Source organism: Bacteroides sp. 1001302B_160321_D4, from assembly GCF_015667765.1.
Taxonomy (GTDB): domain Bacteria; phylum Bacteroidota; class Bacteroidia; order Bacteroidales; family Bacteroidaceae; genus Bacteroides; species Bacteroides xylanisolvens.
In genome coordinates this window covers 1-26,091 of sequence record NZ_JADPLO010000075.1, presented here as the reverse complement: position 1 = coordinate 26,091, position 26,091 = coordinate 1, and the positions used below count along the sequence as shown (strand labels likewise).

Sequence of the window (26,091 nt, the reverse complement as noted above, 5' to 3'; positions counted from 1 at the left end):
AGATTTATTTCGAATTAAATTTTAATCTGTGTGAATCCGTGTAATCTGTGGTGAAAAAACAAAGAATATTATGATATACCAAAAAGATTCATCCAAAGCAGAAGAGTTTATCCATCACGAAGAAATTTTGGATACGCTGGAATATGCACAGAACAATAAGGATAATCGTGTCCTGATTGAACAACTGATTGAAAAGGCAGCGTTGTGCAAGGGACTGACACACCGGGAAGCGGCCATTCTGCTGGAGTGTAACCAACCTGACCTGATAGAACGTATCTTTCATCTCGCTAAAGAAATCAAACAGAAGTTTTACGGCAACCGTATCGTCATGTTCGCACCGCTTTATTTATCTAATCATTGCGTAAACGGTTGCGTATATTGTCCGTATCATGCCAAAAACAAGACTATTGCACGCAAGAAACTGACACAGGAAGAAATCCGCCGGGAGGTAATTGCTTTGCAGGATATGGGACATAAGCGACTGGCTCTTGAAGCCGGTGAGCATCCGTCACTGAACCCGATAGAATATATTCTGGAATCTATTCAGACGATTTATAGTATCAAGCATAAAAATGGAGCTATCCGCCGGGTAAACGTAAATATCGCAGCCACTACAGTAGAAAATTATCGCCGATTGAAAGAAGCGGGTATCGGCACGTATATCTTATTCCAAGAGACTTATCACAAAGATAACTACGAAGCTCTCCATCCCACCGGACCTAAAAGCAATTACGCTTATCACACCGAAGCGATGGACCGCGCGATGGAAGGAGGAATCGATGATGTAGGCATTGGTGTTCTTTTCGGTTTGAATACTTATCGGTATGATTTTATCGGATTATTAATGCATGCCGAACATTTGGAAGCCAAATTCGGTGTAGGGCCGCATACAATCAGTGTGCCGCGCATCTGTTCGGCAGATGACATCGATGCGGAAGATTTCCCAAACGCTATTTCGGATGAGATATTCAGCAAGATTGTAGCTGTTATCCGAATTGCCGTTCCTTATACAGGAATGATTATTTCTACACGTGAATCGCAAGAATCACGCAAGAAAGTGCTCGAATTGGGTATTTCACAAATCAGTGGCGGTTCGCGTACCAGTGTAGGCGGATATGCTGAAACGGAATTACCCGATCATAATTCTGCCCAATTTGATGTGAGCGACACCCGGACATTAGACGAAGTGGTCAACTGGTTGCTCGAACTCGGATATATCCCCAGTTTCTGTACAGCCTGTTACCGGGAAGGACGGACGGGAGACCGTTTCATGTCATTAGTAAAATCCGGTCAGATAGCAAACTGTTGCGGACCGAATGCCCTGATGACTCTGAAAGAGTATCTGGAAGATTATGCTTCAGAAGATACCCGACAAAAAGGATTGGAACTGATTCTAAAAGAAACGGAACGAATCCCCAATCCCAAAATCAGGGAAATAGCTATCCGGAATCTCAAAGCAATAGCTGCAGGACAAAGAGACTTTAGATTTTAAATAATACGTTTATGAGCTTAACAGATACTCCAAATGCCAACAGACTTCATATCGCCCTTTTCGGTAGACGGAATAGTGGTAAGTCTTCTCTTATCAATGCGTTGACAGGACAGGACATCGCGCTCGTTTCAAATACTCCCGGAACGACTACCGACCTTGTGTCTAAAGCAATGGAGATTCAAGGTATTGGTCCTTGTCTTTTTATAGATACTCCGGGATTCGATGACGAAGGAGAGCTTGGAGAACTGCGTATCAGCCGGACTTTAAAGGCTATTGAAAAAACGGATATTGCATTGTTATTATGTGAAGACACTACCTTTTTTCATGAAAAAGAGATACTGGCGCTATTGAAAGAGAAGAATATCCCTGTCATTCCGGTATTGAATAAAATAGATATACGAGAGAATAGCGATCATTTAGCTACATATATCGAGGAACAATGTAAAATACACCCCTTGCTTATCAGTGCCAAAGAAAAGATAGGAATCGAACTGATCCGGCAAGCCATCCTCGAAAAATTACCTTCGGACTTCGGTCAACAAAGTATCACCGGGAAACTTGTTGCGGAGAATGACCTTGTACTTTTAGTAATGCCGCAGGATATCCAAGCTCCCAAAGGCAGACTGATCTTACCGCAAGTGCAGACTATCCGTGAATTGCTGGATAAAAAATGCCTCGTAATGAATTGCACCACTGATAAGTTTTCTGCAACCCTGCAAGCCCTTGCCCGTCCTCCGAAGTTAATCATCACCGATTCACAAGTTTTCAAAGCGATTTATGAACAGAAACCAAAGGAAAGTGAACTGACTTCTTTCTCGGTGCTTTTCGCAGGTTATAAGGGTGATATTCACTATTATGTAGAAAGTGCAGCTGTCATCGAAAGACTGACGGAATCGTCACGTGTACTGATAGCGGAAGCTTGTACGCACGCTCCCCTTTCAGAAGATATAGGAAGAGTGAAACTTCCTCGTTTGTTACGGAAACGGATTGGAGAGAATCTGCAAATTGATATGGTAGCAGGAACCGACTTTCCACAAGATCTGACTCCTTACTCTTTAGTTATCCATTGCGGAGCATGTATGTTTAACCGTAAATACGTACTTAGTCGCATCGAACGTGCGCGGGAGCAGCACATTCCTATGACGAACTATGGAGTAGCAATTGCTTTCCTCAATGGAATACTAGATCAAATAAAATACTAAAAAAGAAATCTTCTCTTTTTTATTTTGAAGCGAACCCCAAAAGTTCTTTATCTAACTTTTGGGGTTCACTTCATTTTTATGTTAAGACGACCTCTTTATATTAACTAATTATGATGACATACTTAGTTCTAATATCTCCGCTTATTTCTTCACAATAGCAATCAGTTCGTCTGCTGAAACAAGGTTCTGTTCTCCAGTCTCCATATTCTTCAACATCACTTTGCCTTCGTTCATTTCATTCTCACCGACAATAGCTACAAACGGAATATTCTTCGCATTGGCATAACTCATTTGTTTCTTCATCTTGGCTGCATCCGGGAAGATCTCGGCACGAATATTGGCAGCACGTACCTTAGCCAAAATTCCCATTGAGTATGCAGCTTCCTTTTCACCGAAGTTGATAAACAGAAGTTCTGTTCCGTTTACAGCTTCTTTCGGGTAAAGTTCGAGCTGGTTCAGGACATCAAAGATACGGTCTGCACCAAAAGAGATACCCACTCCGGACACTCCTGCCATACCGAATACTCCGGTCAGATTATCATAACGACCACCACCAGTGATACTGCCAATCTGTACATCCAGTGCTTTCACTTCAAAGATAGCTCCTGTATAATAGTTCAGTCCGCGAGCTAAAGTAAGATCAAGCTCTATTTCATTCTTCAAGCCCATTGTTTCCAATGTATTCAGAATAAATTCACTCTCTTCCACTCCCTTCAGCCCTACTTCACTGGCTGATAACACATTCTTCAGTGTTGCCAATTTCTCCGCATTCGTACCACTAAGAAGAATGATCGGCTGCAACTTGGCAATAGCTTCATCACTGATTTCCTTCTCTTTCAATTCAGCATTTACATTATCCAGACCGATTTTATCCAGTTTGTCAATTGCTACGGTAATATCTACAATCTTATCCGATTCGCCTATAATTTCAGCAATACCGGAAAGAATCTTACGGTTGTTAATCTTAATACATACACGAATATTGAAACGACTAAAAACGGTATCGACAATCTGCATCAATTCCACTTCGTTCAATAACGAATCGCTTCCTACAACATCGGCATCACATTGATAAAATTCGCGATAACGTCCTTTCTGCGGGCGGTCGGCACGCCATACCGGTTGAATCTGATAGCGTTTAAACGGAAAAGTGATCTCATCACGATGCATCACTACATAACGGGCAAAAGGCACTGTCAAGTCGTAACGCAAACCTTTCTCACAGAATTTGCTTGCCAGTTTGGCAGCATTACGGCTTAACAATTCTTCGTCAGTAATCCCGGAAAAATAATCTCCAGAGTTCTGAATCTTAAAGAGTAGTTTATCTCCCTCATCGCCGTACTTTCCCATCAGTGTAGAAAGCATCTCCATCGAAGGAGTTTCTATCTGCTGGAATCCATACAAATGATATACGTCACGAATCGTATTGAATATATAATTACGCTTCGCCATTTCTACCGGCGAAAAGTCACGAGTTCCTTTAGGAATACTTGGTTTTGCTGCCATAATATTACTGTTTATAATTTTAATTGCGCAAATTTACTGCAAATTTCCGAGCAATGCTTACATATATTTGAAAAAATCACCCGTATTGTGTCCATCCCCTATCAATATCGTAAAGAAACACTCAAGTAAGGCCCTAAACAATACAAAAAATCCTCCATAGTCTTCGGAAAGACTGCGGAGGATCTTTTTATATTCTATGGAGAAAAGTTAATAAACGCACTTTTCTCCCTTTTTCATTTCTTAATCTCTTCTACCCATGAAGATCATGATGTAGTATACCAATGTTGCCAATGAACCTAATGCAGCAACTACATACGTATAAGCAGCAGAACGAAGAGCATCTTCAGCCTGTGCATGATTGCACGAATTAGTAATGCCGGATGAACTCAACCATACCAACGCACGTTTACTTGCATTGATTTCCACCGGCAGCGTGATAAAGCTAAACAGTGTAGTCATAGCAAACAGGATAATACCTGCCAGCAATAACTGCGGGAAAGAGTTTATCAACAAGATACCACCCAACAATACCCACGTCATAATGGAAGAGGCAAAGTTTACCACCGGAACCAGCGCACTACGCATTTTCAGCGGAGCATACATGCGTGCATGTTGTACAGCGTGTCCACATTCATGAGCTGCTACGGCAGCTGCCATTATACTGTTACTTTCATACACCCCTTCACTCAAATTCACCGTTTTGTTAGTAGGATTGTAGTGGTCGGTCAACCGTCCCGGCGTATGTGTAACCTGTACGTCATAAATTCCATTGTCATGCAACATTTTTAAAGCAACGTCGCGTCCTGTCATTCCGTTTCCTGTAGGAATCTTAGAGTACTTCTTGAATTTGTTTTGCAAATTCATCTGTACCAACCAACTTACAACAGCGATTCCTATAAATAATACCCAATAAGACATCATATACTTTTCAATTTTAATTATTACTCTATATCTTTATAAACAAATTGTTTGCCAAAAATAAGAGGAAACGTTCAATGTCAGAATAGTTTCCCCTTGCTTTTATGAAGAATTAGCTAAAAATTAGTCAATTGTCAGTTCTACCACATAGTCAATATCTTTCGGAACCTCGGCGAATTCGAGCAAAACACCGGCTTTCGTCTTTGTGAAACGAACCGGAGACTGGTCTTTAAACAAGACTGCCTTCTTGACCTTCTTATCTGTCAACGGCAGGAACAAAGCCGCATCTTTCAGGTCGAGAATATGCACATAGAGCTTATTTCCTTTTTGTGTTGTCACTCCCCAATCGTGTGGAGCAACTGCACCGCTTCGTGTTCCATAAATCGTTTCACCATATTGTTTCATCCACTCTCCCATCTCTGCCAAGCGTTGTACAGCTACCGCAGGAAGTTCCCCATCAGGTTGAGGGCCGATATTCATCAAAAGATTGGCATTCTTACCGGCTGCCTTCACCAGATAGTGAATCAATGTCTTTGTAGATTTATAATTCTGGTCGGTAATCTTATATCCCCACATACCATTCATTGTTTCGCAAGTTTCCAACGGCAGACGACTCACCTCCTGTCCGGAAAGCCCCGAAGCATTTTCACCGGGCAGATCGCGTTCGAAAATCTGGATATCTTCTCCATCAAAAGGCGTTTGATGATGATTATTACCCACCAGACACCCCGGTTGGAGTTTGTGAATCAGAGCATACTGTTCCGGTAATTCCCAGTTAAAAGTTTTGGGCTGATCCCACCATCCGTCAAACCAGATGGCACCTATCGGGCCGTAATTCGTCAGCAATTCTGTCAACTGGTTATTCATGAATTGATAATAACTTTTCCAATCTCCTTTCGAGTTCGAGCGACCTGTGCCCTGCCCTGTACGTCCCCAGGGATAGTCCTCACGCGCCCAGTCAAGATGTGAATAATAAAAATGGAGCTTGATGCCCTGCTTGGCACAGGCTGCTGCCAGCTCTTTCACAATATCTCTTTTAAAAGGAGTAGCTTTGACTACGTTATAATCCGAATACTTAGTGTCAAACATAGAAAAACCTTCGTGATGACGGGTAGTGAAACAGATATATTTCGCTCCTGAAGCTTTAATAGCTGCCACCCATTTGTCCGCATCAAACTTGGAAGGATAAAATCCGCCTGCCAGTTTGGCATACTCTTTATAATTCAGATTATTGTTTGTCATAGTCCACTCACCGGTAGCGAGCATAGCGTATAGCCCCCAATGAAGAAAAATACCAAACTTATTGTCCTGAAATTCCTGCCGTGCCTTCAGATTCTCTTCGGTAGGCTGATAGGAAGATTGCGCAAATACTCCCAAGTTCATTACGAACAACAAAAGGAAAGCTATAAAACGTGTTTTCATAAGGCATACATTATTTTTGTGTGTTTAGGATAGACTATACAAAGGATTGAACAAGAAAGGCGGAGTTTTTCTTCAATCTCCGCCTTTCCTCCATATAATAAATCAATTGTTATTTTTCAGTATAACGTTCGATGGTCTGTGCTCTGTCCGGTCCTACAGATACAATCTTGATTTCTACACCAAGCTGTTCTTCCAGGAAAGTCAGGTAAGCATTGAATTCTTCCGGGAATTCATCTTCGCTTTGCATCTTGGTCATATCTGTCTGCCAACCCGGAAGCTCTGCATATACAGGTTCTACGCCTTCTGTGATGTCATACGGGAAGTAGTCGATCTCTTCACCGTTCACTTTGTAAGCAACGCACGCTTTGATTGTTTCGAAAGTATCGAGTACATCGCTCTTCATCATTATCAATTTGGTAACTCCGTTTATCATAACGGAATACTTCAACGCTACCAGGTCGATCCATCCGCAACGACGTTTACGACCAGTTACAGAACCGAATTCATGTCCCAACGTACACATCTTGTCGCCTGTTTCGTCAAACAGTTCTGATGGGAACGGACCTGCTCCTACACGAGTACAGTATGCCTTGAAGATACCATATACTTCACCGATACGGTTAGGTGCCACTCCAAGTCCGGTGCAGGCTCCCGCACATACGGTATTGGAAGAAGTCACAAACGGATATGAACCGAAATCAATATCAAGCATAGTACCCTGCGCTCCTTCACAAAGCACGCTCTTACCATCCTTCAACAGGTTATTCACTTCATGTTCGCTATCTACGAAATGGAATTGTTTCAGGTATTCGATACCTTCCAACCATGCTTTTTCCAGTTCAGTAAGATCGTATTCATAATTCAAGCTCTTCAGAATTTGTTCGTGACGAGCTTTCGCAGCAGCATACTTCTGGTCGAAGTTATGAAGAATATCACCTACACGAACACCGTTACGGCTCACTTTATCCGTGTAAGTAGGGCCGATACCCTTACCGGTAGTTCCTACTTTAGCATCGCCTTTGGCTGCTTCGTATGCAGCATCCAGAATACGGTGTGTCGGAAGAATAAGATGAGCTTTCTTTGAAATGTGCAAACGTTCTTTCAGCGGATGACCCGATGCTTCAAGTGCTTCTGCCTCTGCTTTAAACAATGCCGGATCAAGTACCACACCGTTACCGATGATGTTTACCTTGTTTCCTTGAAAAATACCGGAAGGAATAGAGCGAAGCACATATTTCTGTCCTTCAAACTCAAGCGTGTGACCGGCATTCGGGCCGCCCTGAAAACGAGCAACCACATCATACTTAGGTGTTAAAACGTCGACTACTTTTCCTTTACCTTCGTCGCCCCATTGTAATCCTAATAGAACATCTACTTTCATTTTTCTTTTTTATTGTTGTTATTTACTTTTTTCCGTTTGTTAGCTCTGTCGCACTTACTACATACTCCATATATATATAAGGAGTAATGCGAAAGCTGGAAGCGGCTCAATTTCGTATTTTCAATGGCTTGCTGCAGTTCCTCGTTCTGAAACTCGGTCACTTTACCACATTGAGTACATATCTGATGATGATGTGTCTCGCGATTATATGATTTTTCGTATTGGGAGGAAGTACCGAACTGATGCTTAATGACCAGCCGTGCATTGATAAGAAGAATAATGGTGTTGTAGAGAGTTGCCCGGCTCACCCGGAAATTCTCCTGGTCCATCATCCGTGAATAAAGCATGTCAATATCGAAATGACCGTCGATAGAATAAATAGTATCGAGTATGGCGTAGCGTTCAGGAGTCTTTCGATGCCCGTTCGCCGTGAGATATTCCGTGAATATCTGCCTTACTGTATCTTTCACGTTTTGAGTTTCCATCATCAGCCAAAATTAGCGCGAACAAAGTTAAGCCTTTTTTGCGGAAAGCAAATGATAAAGAGAAGTTTTTTTAGTTCATCACAGAGTTAGACAGTTTTTTTATAAATTAAATGGAGGCTATCATTCGTTTTGTAGATTGGCTTATATAATAAACGAATAACAAGACGGTTTATTTTTTAGACGCGTCATCCGTGTTATCCGCGTCTAAAAAATTAAACCGTTATTTAATAAAAGGACTTACTCCATGAAAATAAGATTAGTCTACAGCAAGCTCCTCTTTCACCATATTGTAGAGCATTTGCTCTCCTTCCAAGGTAGAATCAGCCATACCTTCCACCAGGCGGCATACTTGAAAAGCATGTTCCTCGCTATGCTGCATATATTTGCGGATAACCAGCAAAGCTGCGTTACGAATATGATAGCTGTCGGAATGTACCGCACAAATCGCCTGGTCGAGTAATTCGCCGGAGGCACGTTCGGTCATATCCCCTTTCTTCATCAGAAGACGGGCGGCAGTCAGGAAACCACAAGTCTGCACGTACTCCTGTTCGTCGGCAATCCAGTGAAAGGATTTGGCCGGAGCATACGGTAAATGCTGGAAGAGATTCATACAAGTCAGTTCTGCTATTTCGATATTCCGGATGTTTTCCACCCAAATATCGGCTATCTCGGGATAAAACGTTTCAATCGGCTGAAGCATTCCCGCCAGAATCTTACACTCGCGAATTTCCTCTTTCCATAAAGCCTGTGCCAGGTCATGATTCTTTTCGTAACCTTCGGCAATCATCTTGATACGAGGCAGTTCCACTCCGAAATTGAGTTTATAAACCAGCCCTTTCTCGCGCATACTTTGGGACACAGCCCCGTTCATAGAGAGACGGAGCTGTGTCTTGATATCTTTCAATTGTTCTTTAATATCCATTTCAGATCAGTTGTTTATGGAAGGCAGCGGAGAATAATCAGTGCTGTAACGCAACATTTGTTCTACATAACCTTCATCATAAGAAACCGTGACATCCGTAACGTTTCCGTTTTCATCTGTCACCAGTTCGTATTTCGGATTCACAAAACCTTTATAAGGAGCCAGATTCAACTTCTTATAACGTTCCAGAACTTCTGCATGTAAAGCCGGATCTACTTTTACGGCATAGTTTTCTACCAATGAACGGGCACCTTCAAAGTCACCTGTCGATTTGATTCGCTGGATTTCAGCCAACAATTCGCCGAAAAGTTCGCGTACTTTCTGATAGTCATTGATAACCACATAAGTCTTTCCGTCTTTCTTCACCAATTCCACCACTTTATCGGCAGCCCCCTTCTCAAATACCCAACGGGCTATCAACTGGCGGTTGCGCATGTGAGCTTCTTCCACAGTATTTCCCGGTTCGATACGTACCAACTGCGTCATCAGACCGTTCATCAGATAAGTATAATATTGAGCTTTATAAGCATCGGGAGAAGAGAGAAGTCCCAGTTCCACCAGCTTGGGGTCAGCCACATAATACAATCCGAACAAATCGGCACGCGCCTCTTCGATGGTAGAGCCGTATGCTTTCAAAGCATCAGGATCTACACCCGGAAGTAACTTACCGGAACCGTGTCCCAAACATTCGTGCAAGTCCGTATGCAGCTCATCCGTTAAATCAGAATACGCATCGATCAGTTGTATTTCCGCATCGCTATAAACAAATTCTTCGTTGAATCCGTTTCCGTGAGCGGCTTTATTATAAGCATCTGTTATATTTCCGATTGTCACCGATTTAGAACCGTGGTGAGCACGAATCCAGTTTGCATTCGGCAGATTGATACCGATAGCCGTTGCCGGGTAAAGATCACCTGCAAGGATAGCGGCAGTAATCACTTTAGCCGATACCCCTTTTACCTTTTCTTTCTTGAAAGATTTATCTACCGGAGAATGATCTTCAAACCACTGCGCATTGCTACTGATTATTTCTGTGCGGCGCGTTGATTCCAAATCTTTGAAATTCACCAAAGACTCCCAGCTCGCTTTCATACCCAACGGGTCACCGTAACTTTCAGTAAATCCATTCACAAAGTCGATTCGTGAATCAAGGTCTTTCACCCAAAGAATGGCATATTCATCGAAATCTTTCAGATTGCCTGTTTCATAGAATTGAATCAGTTTGGTGATGACGGCCTTTTGTGCCTCATTCTCTGCTACACCTTCCGCCTTCTTCAGCCAATAAACAATCTTTTCTATTGCCTGTGTATAGAGTCCGCCTACTTTCCAAACTTTCTCCTCCAACTTTCCATTTTCTTTGACCAGCCGACTGTTCAGCCCGTAAGAAACCGGTGTTTCGTCTTTCGGGTCTTTCAGGGCGCTATAAAAACTCTCTGCCTCTTTCTGCGTCACTCCGTCATAATAGTTACAAGCAGAAGTCAACACAAGATCTTCGCCATCTGCCTGGTTTACCCGTTTCGGCATAACAGTCGGATCAAAAATCACCGGAAACAGTTCGGCACAAAGTTGTTCGGCAGTCTGCCCTTTCGCCAACGGCAGCAACTTGGCATCTATACCGAGTACAGCCTGTTTCAAGAACTTCTGCGAGAAGTTGGGCACGAATTTCTCCGTACCATAGTGATGATAAATACCATTGGAGAACCATACCCTTTTCAGATACACCTCCATATTTTTAAAATCAGGCGTTGTTTTATCTCCCTGATAGTTTGTATATACTGCTTCGAGCATCCGACGGATTCTCAAATTATATTTTCCATTCTGGTCAAACAGAATATCCCTTCCTTCCAGAGCAGCCTCTGTCAGGTAATAAATCAGTTCCTTCTGTTTCAGCGTCAGTTCCTCAAATCCGGGAACTTTATAACGCAATATCTGTAAATCAGCAAATTGTTCCACTGTATAATCAAATTTGTCTGCTTCAGCAGTTGTTGTTTTACTTCCTCCGCACGATGTTAAAAGCGTAGCGGCCACCGTCATTAAAATCAAATGTTTTTTCATAATGCTAGCATTGATTAATTAAAATGAGAAAAGGAATTATCTCCAAAATCTTTCATTTAGAGGTAATTCCTTTTGACTAATTTCGGAACGCGCAATTATTTCTTATTTTCGAGATGTTTTTTGCGATATCCATTAGGAGTCTCACCTACGTTTTTGTAAAATGCAGCGTAAAAAGATTGACGATTTGCAAAGCCAACCATGGCACTAATTTCTTCCACATTTTTGTCGGCATAACGTTTGTCAGTCAATAAATGCAAAGCATCTTTTACTCTGTATTCATTCAACAGGCAAGAATAGTTCATGCCAAAGCGTGAGTTTACTACTGCAGAAAGGTAACGAGTATTCGTCTTCAATTCTTTCGCCAAGTCCTTAGCTGAATAGTCAGGATCCTTGTACTTCTTCTGTACAACGATGATATTCAGGATCTTGTCATACAACTCGTCTGCCAATTCCGGTCTAATCAAAGACCTGTATGCAGCCTTCTTTTCTTTCTTTTCCCTCAAATTGTAGGGACGTTTTTTCGGAGTTTCTTCCGTTTTTTTGTTCTCTAAATCGCTCATTGAATTAACTGGTTAGGGTTTGTTCATTTGTTAATAATTGCTCATTTGCAACGTAACATGTTACAAATGTCTTACTTTTTTTTTAAACACACAATTATTTTGTGCATTTTTTTTCTAAATAAACAATCAAAAACCTTGAAAAAGAAGGAATGAGTCCGAATAATAAGAAACTTTAACTTATTTATAATTCATATCAGAAACAGAAATCTACACATGATGAAAAATTGCCAAAGAAAAATGTACCTTTGCAGCATGGATAAATCAGCATCAATGAGAGAGACTTTAAAGACATATTTCGGGTACGATAATTTCCGTCCTCTGCAAGAAGAAATCATCCGACACATCCTGAACAAACAGGATGCATTGGTATTAATGCCCACTGGTGGGGGGAAATCAATCTGTTACCAACTTCCCGCACTGCTTTGCGAAGGTACTGCCGTTGTCGTTTCTCCCCTCATCTCATTGATGAAAGATCAGGTAGAAGCATTGCTGGCAAACGGCATCGCTGCCGGAGCGCTGAACAGCAGTAATGACGAAACAGAAAACGCTAATCTGCGCCGCGCATGCATTGAAGGTCGCCTGAAGCTGCTTTACATTTCACCGGAAAAACTTTTAGCTGAAAAGGACTATTTGTTGCGGGATATGAACATCTCTCTGTTTGCTATTGATGAAGCTCATTGTATTTCGCAATGGGGACATGATTTCCGTCCGGAATACACACAAATGGGAGTGCTCCACCAACAATTTCCGCAAATACCAATTGTCGCACTAACTGCCACCGCGGATAAAATCACGCGTGAAGACATCGTACGGCAATTGCATCTGAACCATCCGCGTACCTTCATTTCCTCGTTCGACCGTCCCAACATCAGCCTGACTGTGAAACGTGGATTTCAAGCGAAGGAAAAGAACAAGGCTATCTTAGAATTTATCCACCGCCACGGGGGAGAAAGCGGGATTATTTACTGCATGAGTCGAAGTAAGACGGAAACCGTCGCACAGATGTTACAGAAGCAGGGTATCCGCTGCGGTGTTTATCACGCCGGGTTATCCACTCAACACCGGGACGAAACACAGAATGATTTTATTAACGACCGCATACAGGTGGTATGTGCCACCATTGCTTTTGGAATGGGGATTGATAAATCAAATGTCCGCTGGGTGATACATTATAACCTGCCTAAAAGTATAGAAAGCTTTTATCAGGAAATAGGACGTGCCGGACGTGACGGGCTTCCCAGCAATACTGTCCTGTTTTATTCATTAGGCGACTTAATATTACTAACTAAATTCGCTTCGGAAAGTAATCAGCAAAATATCAATCTGGAAAAGCTCCAACGTATGCAGCAATACGCAGAGGCCGACATTTGCCGACGAAGAATCTTATTAAGCTACTTCGGAGAAACAACAACAGAGGATTGCGGCAACTGCGATGTTTGTAAAAATCCCCCTCAACGATTCGACGGTACAGTCATCGTGCAAAAAGCATTAAGTGCCATCGCACGTACGGAACAGCAAATCAGCACAGGAGTGTTAATTGATATTCTTCGTGGAAACTACTCTGCGGAAGTAACCGGAAAAGGGTATCAGGAACTTAAAACGTTCGGTGCCGGACGCGATATTCCTCCTCGTGACTGGCAAGACTATCTGCTTCAAATGCTGCAACTCGGCTATTTTGAAATAGCTTATAATGAGAATAATCATCTCAAAATAACGTCAAGCGGAAGTGATGTACTCTTCGGAAGGACACAAGCGGCATTGGTAGTTATCCAGCATGAGGAAGCAGTTACCCGAAAAGGAAAAAAGAAAAAAGTGGTTATCGCCAAAGAACTCCCCTTCGGCGCGGCAGGCGGCGAAAGCCAAGATTTGTTCGAAGCATTGCGAGGATTAAGAAAACAACTTGCCGATCAGGAAGCTTTGCCCGCCTATATCGTCTTGTCAGACAAAGTGTTGCATCTGCTTTGCATCTCACGTCCCACCACCATCGAAGAGTTTGGAGAAATCAGTGGTATCGGCGAACACAAGAAAAAGAAATATGGAAAGGATTTCGTAAATCTGATTAGACAGTTCGTAGAATAAAAGAAATTCTTGAATAGTATATATTAACGAGTCGCCTGACTAATGATTATTCGTTCCACTAAGGTTATCTTTCCGTTCCACAGTTGTTTCCCTTTAGTTCCACATAGGTAGAACTAAAGGGAAACAACTGTGGAACGAACTAATGTCCATAGCAAAAGGCGCTCACTTATGTAAACCGGAAAGATATAGTTGGCTTATTAATAACTTCACTTGCATTGCCGCAATTGCTCGTGCAAATCAGCCGGAGGCACTCCCAATGAAATAGCTTTTTCAAAGTCAGCTTTTGCCAATCCTTTCTTCTTCTGTGCCAGGTAGATATTTCCACGCAACAGATAAGCATCAGCCGAGGCAGCATCCAACCGGATGGCTTCCTCCAAATCGACCAATGCCAAATCTTCATGTTTCATCTCACGTTCCACATCGGCACGGGCAATATAGAGCGTCGCATCTTCAGGAGTGGCCGCAAGCATCTTATTCAATATTTCAAGAGCTTCCCGGAATTTTCCTTCTTTCTGCTCCAAAGTAGCCAGTCCCAGCCGTCCGCTATAGCTCTGCGGATCGAGTTCCAATAAACGATTATAATCTATTCTCGCAGCCGGATAATCGCGGCGGAGCACATAAATATAAGCACGCATCAACAAAGCTTCTTTGTTCTGCTTGTCCTCGTCCAACACCTGGCAATAATCCGTATAAGCACGGTCTGTTTTTCCCATTTCCATATAAATGGCGGCACGGTCGAGCAAAATAGGGACTGCCAAAGGAGCAAAGTTCAGTGCAAAAGAATAAGATTCCAATGCTTTATCAAACTCGCCCAAACGGCGCTGAACCAATCCCAAGTTAGAAAAGAGCAGTGCATTCTTTGCGTTTTTCGGTTCCAACTTCAAAGCCTGAAGCAAAAGTTCCTCTGCCTGGGGAAGACTGTCTTTTTCGATACACTCAATGGCTCTCTCGGACAATTGCTGATAGGTTTGCGCAAAGGTAACAGCCGGAAAACAAAAAAGCAAAGCTATAATTATTCTTACCATGGTTCAGGTCTTTTTATAGTGAATGAATTAATCCAATGGATATGCGTCAAAAGCAAACAGTTCGGTCGACAAATAACGCTCTCCCGTATCAGGTAACAACGCTACTATTTTTTTGTTCTTAAATTCCGGACGTTGTGACAGTTGACGGGCGGCATACACAGCTGCTCCCGATGAAATACCCGCCAACAGACCTTCTGTTGCCGCTAACTCACGTCCTGCACGAATCGCTTCATCATCTGGCACGCCTATTACTTCATCCACCACCGAAGCATCATAAAGCTTCGGGATAAAATTCGCTCCAATACCTTGAATACGATGCGAAGCCGCCTCTCCGCCTGCCAACACAGGAGACGATGCCGGTTCCACAGCAACAATATAAATATTCGGATTATGTTTCTTCAAAGCACGGGCTACCCCGCAGACTGTTCCTCCGGTACCAACTCCGGCTACAAAAACGGCCACTTCACCGTCTGTATCCCTCCAAATTTCTTCACCCGTTGCCCGTTCATGAACAGCAGCATTGGCGGGATTTTCAAATTGTTGCAAAATCACCGAACCGGGAATACTATCACGTAACTCCTGCGCTTTGGCAATGGAAGCTGCCATCCCTCCCAGCCCATCTGTCAATACAATCTGCGCACCCAACGCTTTCAACAGATTCCGCCGTTCCAGACTCATCGTTTCGGGCATGGTCAATATCAGGTGATACCCTTTAATAGTAGCCACCATTGCCAACCCTACACCTGTATTTCCGCTTGTCGGCTCAATAATCGTTGCACCGGGTTTCAATGCTCCACGAGCTTCCGCATCTTCAATCATCGAAAGAGCGACTCTGTCTTTTACACTTCCCGCCGGATTAAAAGCCTCCAGTTTGGCAATAATATTTTGTTCCAGACCATACTTTCCACTATAACCGGAAAGTTCCATCAAAGGGGTATTCCCCACTAAATCTGTTAGTTTCTTTGCAATCTTTGCCATCTTATTACTTCATTTTTGTCACAGACACGACAAAGATATGGAAAAAAAGGTATGTTTTACATCACATCATGAGAAAGATAAGGAAAAGTATAGTAACTTTGTATCCGTTCAATCTTTTTAAGTTTACATATATGAAAAAGAGAATTATACAATTTCTCACGACCTATTTTTTATTTGTTCTTTTATTCGTTCTTCAGAAACCAATCTTCATGGTTTACTACCATGACTTATATACTAATGTATCTTTGGGTGACTATTTCCGCGTCATGTGGCACGGATTACCGCTGGATTTATCTCTTGCGGGCTACCTGACCGCTATCCCCGGCATCCTGCTCATTGCTTCCGCCTGGACAAATTCATCCATACTCCGCCGCATCCGGCAAGGATATTTCGGAGTAATAGCCTTTGTCATGGCCTGCATTTTTATCATCGACTTGGGATTGTATGGCTTTTGGGGATTCCGTCTGGACGCCACTCCTATTTTCTATTTTTTCTCTTCTCCCAAAGATGCCATGGCAAGTGTCAGTTTTTGGTTCGTACTACTTGGAATTCTGGTTATATTGATCTATGCAGCAATTCTATACTGTATTTTCTATTGCGTCCTTATCCGGGAGAAAAAGCCTCTGAAAATACCTTATCGACGCCAGAATGTCTCGCTTGCACTGCTTTTGCTGACAGCGGCACTCTTCATCCCTATCCGGGGCGGATTCAGCGTATCCACCATGAATTTAAGCAAGGTGTATTTCAGTCAGGATCAACGCATGAATCATGCTGCCATTAATCCGGCATTCAGCTTCATGTATTCTGCCACCCATCAGAATAATTTCGATAAGCAGTATCGCTTCATGGATCCGAAAATAGCCGACGAATTATTTGCAGAAATGGTAGACAAACCCGTCGCAGCAACAGACAGCATCCCCCAATTATTGAATACACAACGCCCGAACATTATTTTCATTATCCTTGAGAGTTTCTCCACACACTTGATGGAAACTTTCGGAGGACAACCCAATGTAGCTGTCAACATGGATAAATTCGCAAAAGAAGGCGTATTATTCAGCAACTTCTACGGCAGCAGTTTCCGCACAGACCGCGGACTGGCATCTATCATCAGCGGATATCCCGGACAGCCGAGTACCAGCATCATGAAATATCCCGAAAAGACGGACAAACTTCCTTCCATCCCCCGCAGCTTGAAAAATGCAGGATACAGCCTCGAATATTACTATGGAGGAGATGCCGATTTCACCAATATGCGCTCTTACCTGGTATCTTCCGGAATCGAGAAGATTATTTCCGATAAAGATTTCCCTCTGTCCGAACGTACCGGAAAATGGGGAGCACAAGATCACGTTTTGTTCCAACGCCTGATGAAAGACCTGAAAGAAGAAAAACAAGAAGAGCCATTCCTGAAACTGGTTCAAACATCAAGCAGCCACGAACCATTCGAAGTTCCGTTCCACAGGCTGGATGATAAAGTCCTCAACTCCTTTGCGTATGCCGACAGTTGTGTGGGAGATTTCGTGAAACAGTATCAGGAAACACCGTTATGGAAAAACACACTGTTTGTACTCGTTCCCGATCATCAGGGTGCATACCCATACCCGATAGAAAATCCGCTGGACGGACAAACCATTCCGCTGATTTTAATCGGAGGTGCAATTAAACAACCTCTCGTAGTAGATACTTATGCTTCGCAAATTGACATTGCCGCCACTTTGCTCGCTCAATTAGGATTGCCGCACGATGAATTTACTTTCAGCAAGAATATCCTGAATCCGGGTTCTCCTCATTTTGCATACTTTACCCGGCCGGATTATTTCGGAATGATTACTGCCGATAACCAATTGGTGTATAATCTGGACGCCAATACCGTACAACTGGACGAAGGCACCGCCAAAGGAGCTAATCTGGAAAAAGGAAAAGCATTCTTACAGAAGCTCTACGATGATCTTGCCAAACGCTAATTATTAAGAAATATGGAATATTTATAAGGTAATATAGGACATTTACTATTCTTTATTGTATATTTGCGACGTTAAAAATAGATCAATAAAGCCGGATGATACATAGCGAAATCGTGCAATTCCTTTCGGAGATAGATACAAATATCTTCTTATCTTTCAATGGTATACACTCCCCTTTCTGGGATTATTTCATGAGTTCCTTCACGGGTAAAATAATCTGGGTTCCCATGTATGCCACCATATTATATATATTATTAAGAAATTTCCACTGGAAGGTTGTCGTATGTTATGTGGCAGCTATCGCGCTCACGATTACCTTTGCCGACCAAATGTGCAGCAGTATCATCCGCCCGGTAGTGGCACGCCTGCGTCCCGCCAATCCGGACAACCCAATTGTGGATATGGTATATATTGTAAACGGGTATCGTGGAGGAAGTTATGGTTTCCCATCGTGCCATGCGGCCAATTCATTGGGGCTTGCCATGTTTGTAGTATTTCTGTTCCGTAAACGTTGGCTAAGTATTTTCATCGTAACTTGGGCAATTCTTAACTGCTATACACGTATATACTTGGGGGTACATTATCCCGGTGATTTACTCGTAGGAGGTATTATCGGAGGATTCGGCGGTTGGTTATTCTGTACTATCGCTCACAAAATAGCCATTTATTTGGAACCTTCCACCCGTACGAAGAGAAAAGATATAAAACAATGGCCAGTCACTATTTATGTAGGATTGCTGACAATGCTCGGTATCATTATATATTCCATAATTAAAAGCTGGTAAGGTTCACCACAGATTACACAGATTACACAGATTCACACAGATTTCAAATGATAAAAAAGATATTCCATAAAAAGAATGAAGAGTAAGTGGAGTTATCAAACAAAATCTGAATATTAAAAATCACCCACGTTATAGATAGCTATAACGTGGGTGAAGTTATTTATAAAGGGCTGTTATACAGCTCCATCAGCAATCTGTGTGAATCGGTGTAATCTGTGGTGTAGAATATCAAGCTTTCTTGATATAATCAACAATCCACTGTCCTACTTCTTTCGTTCCGTATTTAGCACCGTCAGCCACCTGGATTTCCGGTGTACGTACATTCTCATCCAAAGAAGCGTCTACTGCTTTACGAATCAGCGCACCCTCTTCTTTGCAATCGAAATACTCAAATAACATAGCTACGGAAAGAATTTGTGCCAACGGATTAGCAATATTCAATCCTTTAGCCTGCGGCCATGAACCGTGAATCGGCTCAAACACCGGAGTACTCTCGCCTGTAGAAGCAGAAGGAAGCAAGCCCATAGAACCACTGATTACAGAACCTTCGTCAGTCAGAATATCACCGAAGGTGTTTTCCGTTACCATCACATCGAAGAAAGCAGGTTCCTGAATCATCTTCATAGCTGCATTGTCCACAAACATATAATCTGTTGTCACTTCCGGATAGTTTGGAGCCATTTCCTGTGCAATCTGACGCCACAGACGGGAAGAAGCCAACACATTTGCCTTATCTACCACCGTCAAATGTTTTCTGCGCTTCATCGCATATTCAAAAGCCACTTTCAAGATACGTTCGATTTCCGGGCGAGTATAATAGTTGGTATCATACGCCTTGTCATTATCCTGATACTTTTCACCGAAATACATACCTCCGGTCAACTCACGGATACAGATAAAATCTGCGTTCTCTACCAGTTCCGCACGCAACGGAGATTTGTGAATCAGGCATTTGAATGTCTGCACCGGACGGATATTGGCAAAAAGTCCCAGTTTCTTACGCATCGCCAACAAACCTTGTTCCGGACGTACCTTAGCAGTAGGGTCGTTATCAAATTTCGGATCGCCTACGGCAGAGAATAAAACAGCATCTGCATCTTTACAAACCTGATAGGTTGCTTCCGGAAACGGATCGCCTACTTTATCAATCGCATCAGCTCCACAGATTGCATATTCGTAACTTACTTTGTGGCCAAACTTCTCGCAAACGGCACTCATCACATCTACACCTTGCACAGAGATCTCCGGTCCGATACCGTCACCTGCTAATACAGCAATTTTAAAATCCATAATCGTTTATTCTTCTATTTATATATTCTTATAAAAAACATTCTTTGGGCAAGTTATCTCTCACTTGCTCTTCTCATATTCATCTTCGATGAGGTTCAACATCTTCATAGTAGCTTTGATGGCAGCTTCCGTCTGATCGGCATCAAGTCCGCGGGTACGGAACACCTGCTCGTCATAACTCCATGTGATTACTGTCTGCACAAATGCATCCGTACGCCCACCGGGAGGGATTGTCACCGCATAATTGGTCAGCATCGGGAATTTGCGTCCCAATGTCACCTTATATATCTTACGCAATGCACGAACAAAAGCATCATACTGGCCATCACCGCCTGAACTCTCTTCGTACTCTTTTCCGTTGATTTCTATCTTCAACGTAGCCATCGGTTTCAATCCATGAGCCAGATTCACAAAATAGCTCTTCAGTTTGACCTTCTCACCAATCGCTCCATGCTTCAACACATCAGAAACGATGTACGGCAAATCTTCCTGTGTCACCAATTCTTTCTTGTCGCCCAGTTCGATGATACGCTCCGTCACCTTGCGCATAGCATCTTCATCCAGTTCCAATCCGAGGTCTTCGAGATTTTTGCGGATATTGGCTTTGCCACTTGTTTTGCCCAACGCATATTCACGTTTACGACCAAAGCGCTCGGGAAGCAAATCATTACAGTAAAGATTATTTTTGTTATCTCCGTCGGCATGCACACCTGCCACTTGTGTAAAGACATTCTCACCTACAATCGGTTTATTGGCAGGTATCATAATACCCGAATAAGACTCCACTACCCGGCTGACATCATTCAAACGGCTCTCGTCGATATTGGTCGCCGCATTGAAATGATCTTTCAGGATGGCTTGTACACTTGCGAGGGGAGCATTTCCAGCCCGTTCGCCCAGTCCGTTGATGGTGGTATGCAGTCCTTTGACACCGCTTAATACGGCTGCAAGAACGTTACTCACTGCCAAATCATAGTCATTGTGCGCATGGAAATCGAGATGAGTATTCGGATAACGTTTCTTCATCTTCCGCATATACTCTATCACTTGCAAGGGATTCAAGATACCCAACGTGTCAGGCAACATATAACGCTTGACACTCGTCTCTTGCAATCCATCCATCAACTGGAATACATATTCGGGAGAATCTTTGATACCGTTACTCCAATCTTCCAGATAAACATTGACGGTTATATCCTGTTCGTCGGCATAATGCACCACATTAATGATATCTGCCAGATGTTCTTCCGGTGTCTTTTTCAGTTGTTGCGTACAATGCTTCAGTGAACCTTTGCAAAGAAGATTAATCACACGGCAACCGGTACGCTGAATCCAATCGACAGAAGTATGCCCGTCAACAAAGCCGAGCACTTCCACTTTATGGAGCAGATTGCGACGGGCCGCCCAGTCACAAATCATCTTCACGGCTTCAAACTCACCGTCCGACACACGCGCCGAAGCAACCTCCACCCGGTCTACCTTCAAATCTTCTAACAGCAAACGGGCGATCATTAGTTTCTCATGAGGCACGAAAGATACTCCGCTGGTTTGTTCACCATCACGGAGCGTTGTGTCCATGATTTCTATTTTCACGCCTTCTTTTCCCATTCTTCTATTTTATCTTTATTGCTTAACAAGAAATCGATATCGTCCAATCCGTTCATCAAACAAAGTTTCTTGTAAGCATTGATTTCAAAATGTTCACTTTTACCTGTCGCCTTGTTGGTGATGGTCTGTTCGGGAAGATTCACTTCCACTTCCATCTTCGGGTCTGCTTCTATTGAATCGAACAGTTCTTGCAGAAACTCCTCGGTTACAACCACCGGAAGCACAAAGTTGTTCAACTCATTATTCTTATGAATATCGGCAAAAAAACTGGATACCACCACACGGAAACCATAGCCGGCAATTGCCCAGGCTGCGTGTTCACGGCTGGAACCCGAACCGAAGTTCTTACCTGCCACCAATATCTGTCCGCTGTAAGTAGGGTTGTTCAACACAAAATCCTTATTCAGGGAACCGTCTGCATTGTAACGCCAGTCACGGAAAAGGTTATCACCGAAGAATTTCTCTTCACGAGTGGTTGCTTTCAAGAAACGTGCCGGAATAATCTGGTCGGTATCTACGTTTTCTAAAGGAAGAGGTACACAAGTACTTGTGATTATATTAAATTTTGTCTTAGCCATCGCCTTATTTATGAATTATAAATTATGATTTATGATTGAAATTACATCAGTTCTCTCGGATCGGTAATCACACCTGTCACCGCAGCTGCAGCAGCCACCAGAGGACTAGCTAACAAGGTACGTGCACCAGGTCCCTGACGTCCTTCGAAGTTACGGTTGCTGGTAGATACCGAATATTTTCCGGCAGGAATCTTATCATCGTTCATCGCCAGACAAGCAGAACATCCCGGCTGACGAATAGCAAATCCGGCTTCCGTCAAAATCTTGTCGATTCCTTCCTTACGGATCTGTGCGTCTACCATCCATGAACCCGGAACCAGCCATGCAATTACATTTTCCGCTTTCTTGCGGCCTTTCACGATGGAAGCAAATGCACGGAAATCTTCGATACGCCCGTTTGTACAAGCGCCGAGGAATACATAATCAATCTTTTTGCCCAACAAAGATTCACCCGGTTGGAAGCCCATGTAGTCCATTGATTTCTTGAATGAAACCTGTGCAGCTTCGCTCATTCCTTCCATCGTAGGAATGTGCTGTGTGATGCCCATACCCATACCCGGATTCGTTCCGTAAGTAATCATCGGCTCAATATCAGCAGCTTCAAAACGGACTTCCTTGTCGAATACGGCATCGTCATCACTCTTCAATGTCTTCCAATATGCCAAAGCCTTGTCCCATGCTTCACCTTGCGGAGCACTTTCACGTCCCTTGATATATTCAAAAGTCACTTCGTCCGGAGCAACCATCCCCCCACGTGCACCCATTTCGATAGAAAGGTTACAGAGGGTAAGACGTCCCTCCATTGTCAGATTGCGGATAGCCGAACCTGCATATTCTACGAAGTAACCGGTAGCACCGCTGGTAGTCATCTTAGACATCATATACAGAGCTACATCTTTTGCAGTCACCCCTTTGCTCAGTTCACCGTCTACCGTGATACGCATTGTTTTCGGTCTTGACTGAAGAATACATTGCGAAGCCAATACCATTTCCACTTCACTTGTTCCGATACCGAAAGCGATTGCTCCCATCGCACCATGAGTAGAAGTGTGAGAGTCACCGCAGACAATCGTCATTCCCGGCAAAGTCAAACCACGTTCGGGACCTACCACATGGATAATTCCATTCTTCGGATGCATCATACCGTAGTGTGTCAAACCAAAATCCTTCGCATTCTTAGTCAGTGTGTCGACCTGCGTTTTAGAAATCGGATCTTCAATCTCCTTATCCTGATCGTGTGTCGGTGTATTATGGTCGGGCATACAAAATACCTTTTCCGGACGCAACACTCCGATTCCACGTTCACGCAATCCGGCAAAAGCTTGCGGACTAGTCACTTCATGACAATATAAGCGATCAATATAAAGCTGTGTAGGACCATCTTCCACAGTAGTCACCACGTGGGCATCCCATATCTTATCAAATAATGTATTCATCTGTTTATTTACTATTTTACTAATTACTATTTACTATTTTAAATGCCGATACGACTGTCAGTCTCTTTTTTATAATTTGAATTTGTTAATACAGTCAATATAAGCTTCTACGGAAGCGGCAATAATATCTGTATTAGCTCCAAAACCATAATAAATCTGGTTATCGTATTCTACCTGCATGTGTACTTTACCTACATCATCACTTCCCTTGCTGATAGCCTGAATAGTAAACTCTTTCAAAGTCATGTGGCGTTCTACAATCTTCTTCAATGCCTTGATAGCTGCATCTACCGGACCGTTACCACTGGCACAAGCCTCAAACTTCTCACCGGCAATGTTCAATCCCAAACTAGCTACCGAACGAACGCCGACACCACTCGTCACCTGCAAATAATCCAGTTTGATGCGATGATTCTGGCTACGGTCTGCACCTGCCAATACTAAAATATCGTCATCATTAATATCTTTCTTCTTATCAGCCAACTTCAAGAACTCATCATATACCTTATCCAGCTTTTCCTGATCCAGGTCAACTCCCAAGATAGAAAGACGATTTTTCAATGCGGCACGTCCGCTACGGGCTGTCAATACGATAGAGTTATCATCAATACCCACATCATGCGGATCAATAATCTCATACGTTTGTACATTCTTCAACACGCCGTCCTGATGGATACCTGAAGAGTGTGCGAAAGCGTTACGTCCAACGATTGCTTTATTCGGCTGTACCGGCATATTCATCAGGCTGGATACCATGCGGCTGGTCGGATAAATCTTCTGTGTATTGATATTGGTCTGAATATCTATTTCGTGGTGGCTCTTGATAATCATGGCGATTTCTTCGAGGGCAGTATTTCCTGCACGTTCGCCGATACCGTTGATGGTCACTTCCACCTGACGTGCGCCGTTCAAAACACCGGCTATCGTATTGGCAGTAGCCATACCCAAGTCGTTGTGACAGTGAGTAGAAAGTATGGCATTATCGATGCCGTCTACATGGTCGATCAGGTATTTTATTTTAGCACCATATTCTGAAGGTAAGCAATAACCCGTTGTATCAGGAATATTCACTACGGTAGCTCCTGCTTTGATAACGGCTTCCACCACACGTGCCAGATATTCGTTATCCGTACGGCCTGCGTCTTCTGCATAAAACTCTACATCGTCCACAAAACGGCGGGCGTATTTCACGGCAGCTACCGCACGTTCGATAATCTCTTCACGATTCGAATTGAATTTATATTTAATGTGCGAATCAGAAGTACCGATACCGGTATGAATACGTTTATGTTTAGCAAATTTCAGTGCATCTACAGCAACATCAATATCTTTTTGAACTGCACGTGTTAAAGCACAGATAGTAGGCCAAGTCACCGCTTTTGAAATCTCAATCACTGAATTAAAATCTCCCGGGCTCGAAATGGGGAATCCGGCTTCAATCACGTCTACTCCCAACGCTTCCAATGCCTTTGCTACCTGAATCTTCTCTACTGTATTCAACTGGCATCCCGGAACCTGTTCACCATCTCTAAGAGTGGTATCAAAAATAAATAACCTATTGTCCATATTCAATGTATATTATATAATTATTAGCATTAAAAAAGCCTTTCACACTTGGAAGTGAGAAAGGCTTTCGTATATTTTCATTTATACACATTTACGCGCAGCACTCACTTCCACTAACCTTTGATAGTAGAATAATAATACCGCATAGTAGAATATGTATAAACATCTGGTTCATTTCTTGTCTCTTTTATAGTTTGACGGTGCAAAGGTATGGATTATTTCTTTTCCACCAAATAATACGTTACTTTTTTATCGAAAAAAATATCATTTCATAAGTTAAAGCCGATTTTTACCAAAAATGTATCACGAATACAGGTCTATATTTCACTAAAAGAAAAGAGGGAGCAGAATGTTTTTCAGCATTCTCTCCCTCTTCTTCTTTATTGTTCTAAATCAATAGATTACTTCTTATCGCAACATTCTTTCTTTTCTGCGCAATCTGCTTTTTTGTCGCAAGCAGTAGCACAAGAATCTTTAGCCTGGCAGCAAGAATCAGATTCAACAACAGCTTCTACAGTTTCTACGGTTGTTTCTTCACCTTCAGAAGCAGCGTTAGTAGTTTTGTTACCAGCACAAGACATCATTGCAAAAGAAAATGTTACTGCTACAGCAGCCAAAAATAATTTAGTTTTCATACCTTTCAAATTTGCTTTAAACGTTTAATAAAATAATTGTCGGTCGCAAATATAACACTTTTTTTGCAAAGTACCAAACACCAGAAAGCCCCTTGATTCGTTGCTGAATCAAGGGGCTTCTCTAAAAACGGCGGCTACCTACTCTCCCACTGTTACGCAGTACCATCGGCGTGACGAGGCTTAACTTCTCTGTTCGGAATG

Annotated in this window: 21 protein-coding genes; 5 read left to right on the top strand and 16 right to left on the bottom strand. The window is 42.8% G+C overall.

What is annotated here, in order from left to right; translation table 11 throughout:
• Positions 1–70: 70 nt before the first annotated feature.
• Both hydG and hydF read left to right on the top strand, forming a co-directional pair.
• Entirely contained in the window at positions 71–1,492 is a 1,422-nt protein-coding gene (gene hydG / locus KFO40_RS22090; protein ID WP_009039279.1) for a [FeFe] hydrogenase H-cluster radical SAM maturase HydG, read from the top strand.
• A gap of 11 nt (positions 1,493–1,503) precedes the next feature.
• Positions 1,504–2,694, top strand: a complete 1,191-nt coding sequence (gene hydF, locus KFO40_RS22085; protein WP_118408797.1) for a [FeFe] hydrogenase H-cluster maturation GTPase HydF — start codon at positions 1,504–1,506, stop codon at positions 2,692–2,694.
• 141 nt (positions 2,695–2,835) lie between these two features.
• On the opposite strand, the gene hisS is transcribed toward hydF, so the two are convergent.
• From hisS to KFO40_RS22045, 8 genes are all read right to left on the bottom strand, one after another.
• A complete protein-coding gene (gene hisS / locus KFO40_RS22080; protein WP_128859262.1) occupies positions 2,836–4,200 on the bottom strand; it encodes a histidine--tRNA ligase in 1,365 nt (454 codons plus the stop codon).
• Positions 4,201–4,440: 240 nt separating this feature from the next.
• Positions 4,441–5,121: a zinc metallopeptidase gene (locus tag KFO40_RS22075; RefSeq protein WP_211146814.1), complete on the bottom strand. Its 681-nt coding sequence runs from the start codon at positions 5,119–5,121 to the stop codon at positions 4,441–4,443.
• Between the two features lie 120 nt (positions 5,122–5,241).
• Positions 5,242–6,540 (bottom strand): alpha-L-fucosidase, encoded by a 1,299-nt coding sequence (locus tag KFO40_RS22070; protein ID WP_117683553.1) that lies wholly within the window; start codon positions 6,538–6,540, stop codon positions 5,242–5,244.
• Between the two features lie 109 nt (positions 6,541–6,649).
• On the bottom strand, positions 6,650–7,921 hold the full coding sequence (locus KFO40_RS22065; RefSeq protein WP_008025870.1) for an adenylosuccinate synthase: 1,272 nt from the start codon (positions 7,919–7,921) through the stop codon (positions 6,650–6,652).
• Positions 7,918–8,406, bottom strand: a complete 489-nt coding sequence (locus KFO40_RS22060; RefSeq protein ID WP_008025868.1) for a Fur family transcriptional regulator — start codon at positions 8,404–8,406, stop codon at positions 7,918–7,920. The genes KFO40_RS22065 and KFO40_RS22060 overlap by 4 nt, the downstream gene beginning before the upstream one ends.
• 256 nt (positions 8,407–8,662) lie before the next feature.
• Entirely contained in the window at positions 8,663–9,328 is a 666-nt protein-coding gene (locus KFO40_RS22055; RefSeq protein WP_004314019.1) for a DNA alkylation repair protein, read from the bottom strand.
• A gap of 6 nt (positions 9,329–9,334) precedes the next feature.
• Positions 9,335–11,383, bottom strand: coding sequence for a dipeptidyl-peptidase 3 family protein (locus KFO40_RS22050; protein WP_211146813.1), 2,049 nt, complete (start codon positions 11,381–11,383; stop codon positions 9,335–9,337).
• A 95-nt stretch (positions 11,384–11,478) separates the two neighbouring features.
• Complete coding sequence (locus KFO40_RS22045) at positions 11,479–11,943, bottom strand: helix-turn-helix domain-containing protein (protein ID WP_004301101.1); 465 nt, start codon at positions 11,941–11,943, stop codon at positions 11,479–11,481.
• Between the two features lie 270 nt (positions 11,944–12,213).
• Here KFO40_RS22045 and recQ point away from each other — a divergent pair, with 270 nt between their 5' ends.
• A complete protein-coding gene (recQ, locus tag KFO40_RS22040; RefSeq protein ID WP_008997453.1) occupies positions 12,214–14,022 on the top strand; it encodes a DNA helicase RecQ in 1,809 nt (602 codons plus the stop codon).
• A gap of 206 nt (positions 14,023–14,228) precedes the next feature.
• Here the strand turns inward: recQ and KFO40_RS22035 are convergent, their stop codons facing one another.
• Positions 14,229–15,047, bottom strand: a complete 819-nt coding sequence (locus KFO40_RS22035) for a tetratricopeptide repeat protein (protein ID WP_004311786.1) — start codon at positions 15,045–15,047, stop codon at positions 14,229–14,231.
• A gap of 27 nt (positions 15,048–15,074) precedes the next feature.
• Positions 15,075–16,025 carry a cysteine synthase A gene (gene cysK / locus KFO40_RS22030; protein WP_055235608.1) on the bottom strand — a complete coding sequence of 317 codons (951 nt, stop codon included), beginning with the start codon at positions 16,023–16,025 and terminating at the stop codon, positions 15,075–15,077.
• Positions 16,026–16,156: 131 nt separating this feature from the next.
• Here cysK and KFO40_RS22025 point away from each other — a divergent pair, with 131 nt between their 5' ends.
• Both KFO40_RS22025 and KFO40_RS22020 read left to right on the top strand, forming a co-directional pair.
• Positions 16,157–17,992 carry an LTA synthase family protein gene (locus tag KFO40_RS22025; RefSeq protein ID WP_211146812.1) on the top strand — a complete coding sequence of 612 codons (1,836 nt, stop codon included), beginning with the start codon at positions 16,157–16,159 and terminating at the stop codon, positions 17,990–17,992.
• Positions 17,993–18,087: 95 nt separating this feature from the next.
• Positions 18,088–18,777 (top strand): phosphatase PAP2 family protein, encoded by a 690-nt coding sequence (locus KFO40_RS22020; RefSeq protein ID WP_009039272.1) that lies wholly within the window; start codon positions 18,088–18,090, stop codon positions 18,775–18,777.
• A gap of 228 nt (positions 18,778–19,005) precedes the next feature.
• On the opposite strand, the gene leuB is transcribed toward KFO40_RS22020, so the two are convergent.
• The 6 genes from leuB to KFO40_RS21990 form a co-directional block, all read right to left on the bottom strand.
• A complete protein-coding gene (leuB, locus tag KFO40_RS22015; RefSeq protein ID WP_004311790.1) occupies positions 19,006–20,067 on the bottom strand; it encodes a 3-isopropylmalate dehydrogenase in 1,062 nt (353 codons plus the stop codon).
• A gap of 60 nt (positions 20,068–20,127) precedes the next feature.
• Entirely contained in the window at positions 20,128–21,675 is a 1,548-nt protein-coding gene (locus KFO40_RS22010) for an alpha-isopropylmalate synthase regulatory domain-containing protein (protein ID WP_004315473.1), read from the bottom strand.
• Complete coding sequence (gene leuD, locus KFO40_RS22005) at positions 21,657–22,253, bottom strand: 3-isopropylmalate dehydratase small subunit (RefSeq protein WP_004307192.1); 597 nt, start codon at positions 22,251–22,253, stop codon at positions 21,657–21,659. The genes KFO40_RS22010 and leuD overlap by 19 nt, the downstream gene beginning before the upstream one ends.
• A gap of 41 nt (positions 22,254–22,294) precedes the next feature.
• Positions 22,295–23,689 carry a 3-isopropylmalate dehydratase large subunit gene (gene leuC / locus KFO40_RS22000; protein ID WP_009040720.1) on the bottom strand — a complete coding sequence of 465 codons (1,395 nt, stop codon included), beginning with the start codon at positions 23,687–23,689 and terminating at the stop codon, positions 22,295–22,297.
• A 69-nt stretch (positions 23,690–23,758) separates the two neighbouring features.
• Entirely contained in the window at positions 23,759–25,255 is a 1,497-nt protein-coding gene (locus tag KFO40_RS21995) for a 2-isopropylmalate synthase (RefSeq protein WP_211146811.1), read from the bottom strand.
• 401 nt (positions 25,256–25,656) lie between these two features.
• Positions 25,657–25,890 carry a hypothetical protein gene (locus KFO40_RS21990; protein WP_004311794.1) on the bottom strand — a complete coding sequence of 78 codons (234 nt, stop codon included), beginning with the start codon at positions 25,888–25,890 and terminating at the stop codon, positions 25,657–25,659.
• Positions 25,891–26,091: the final 201 nt, after the last annotated feature.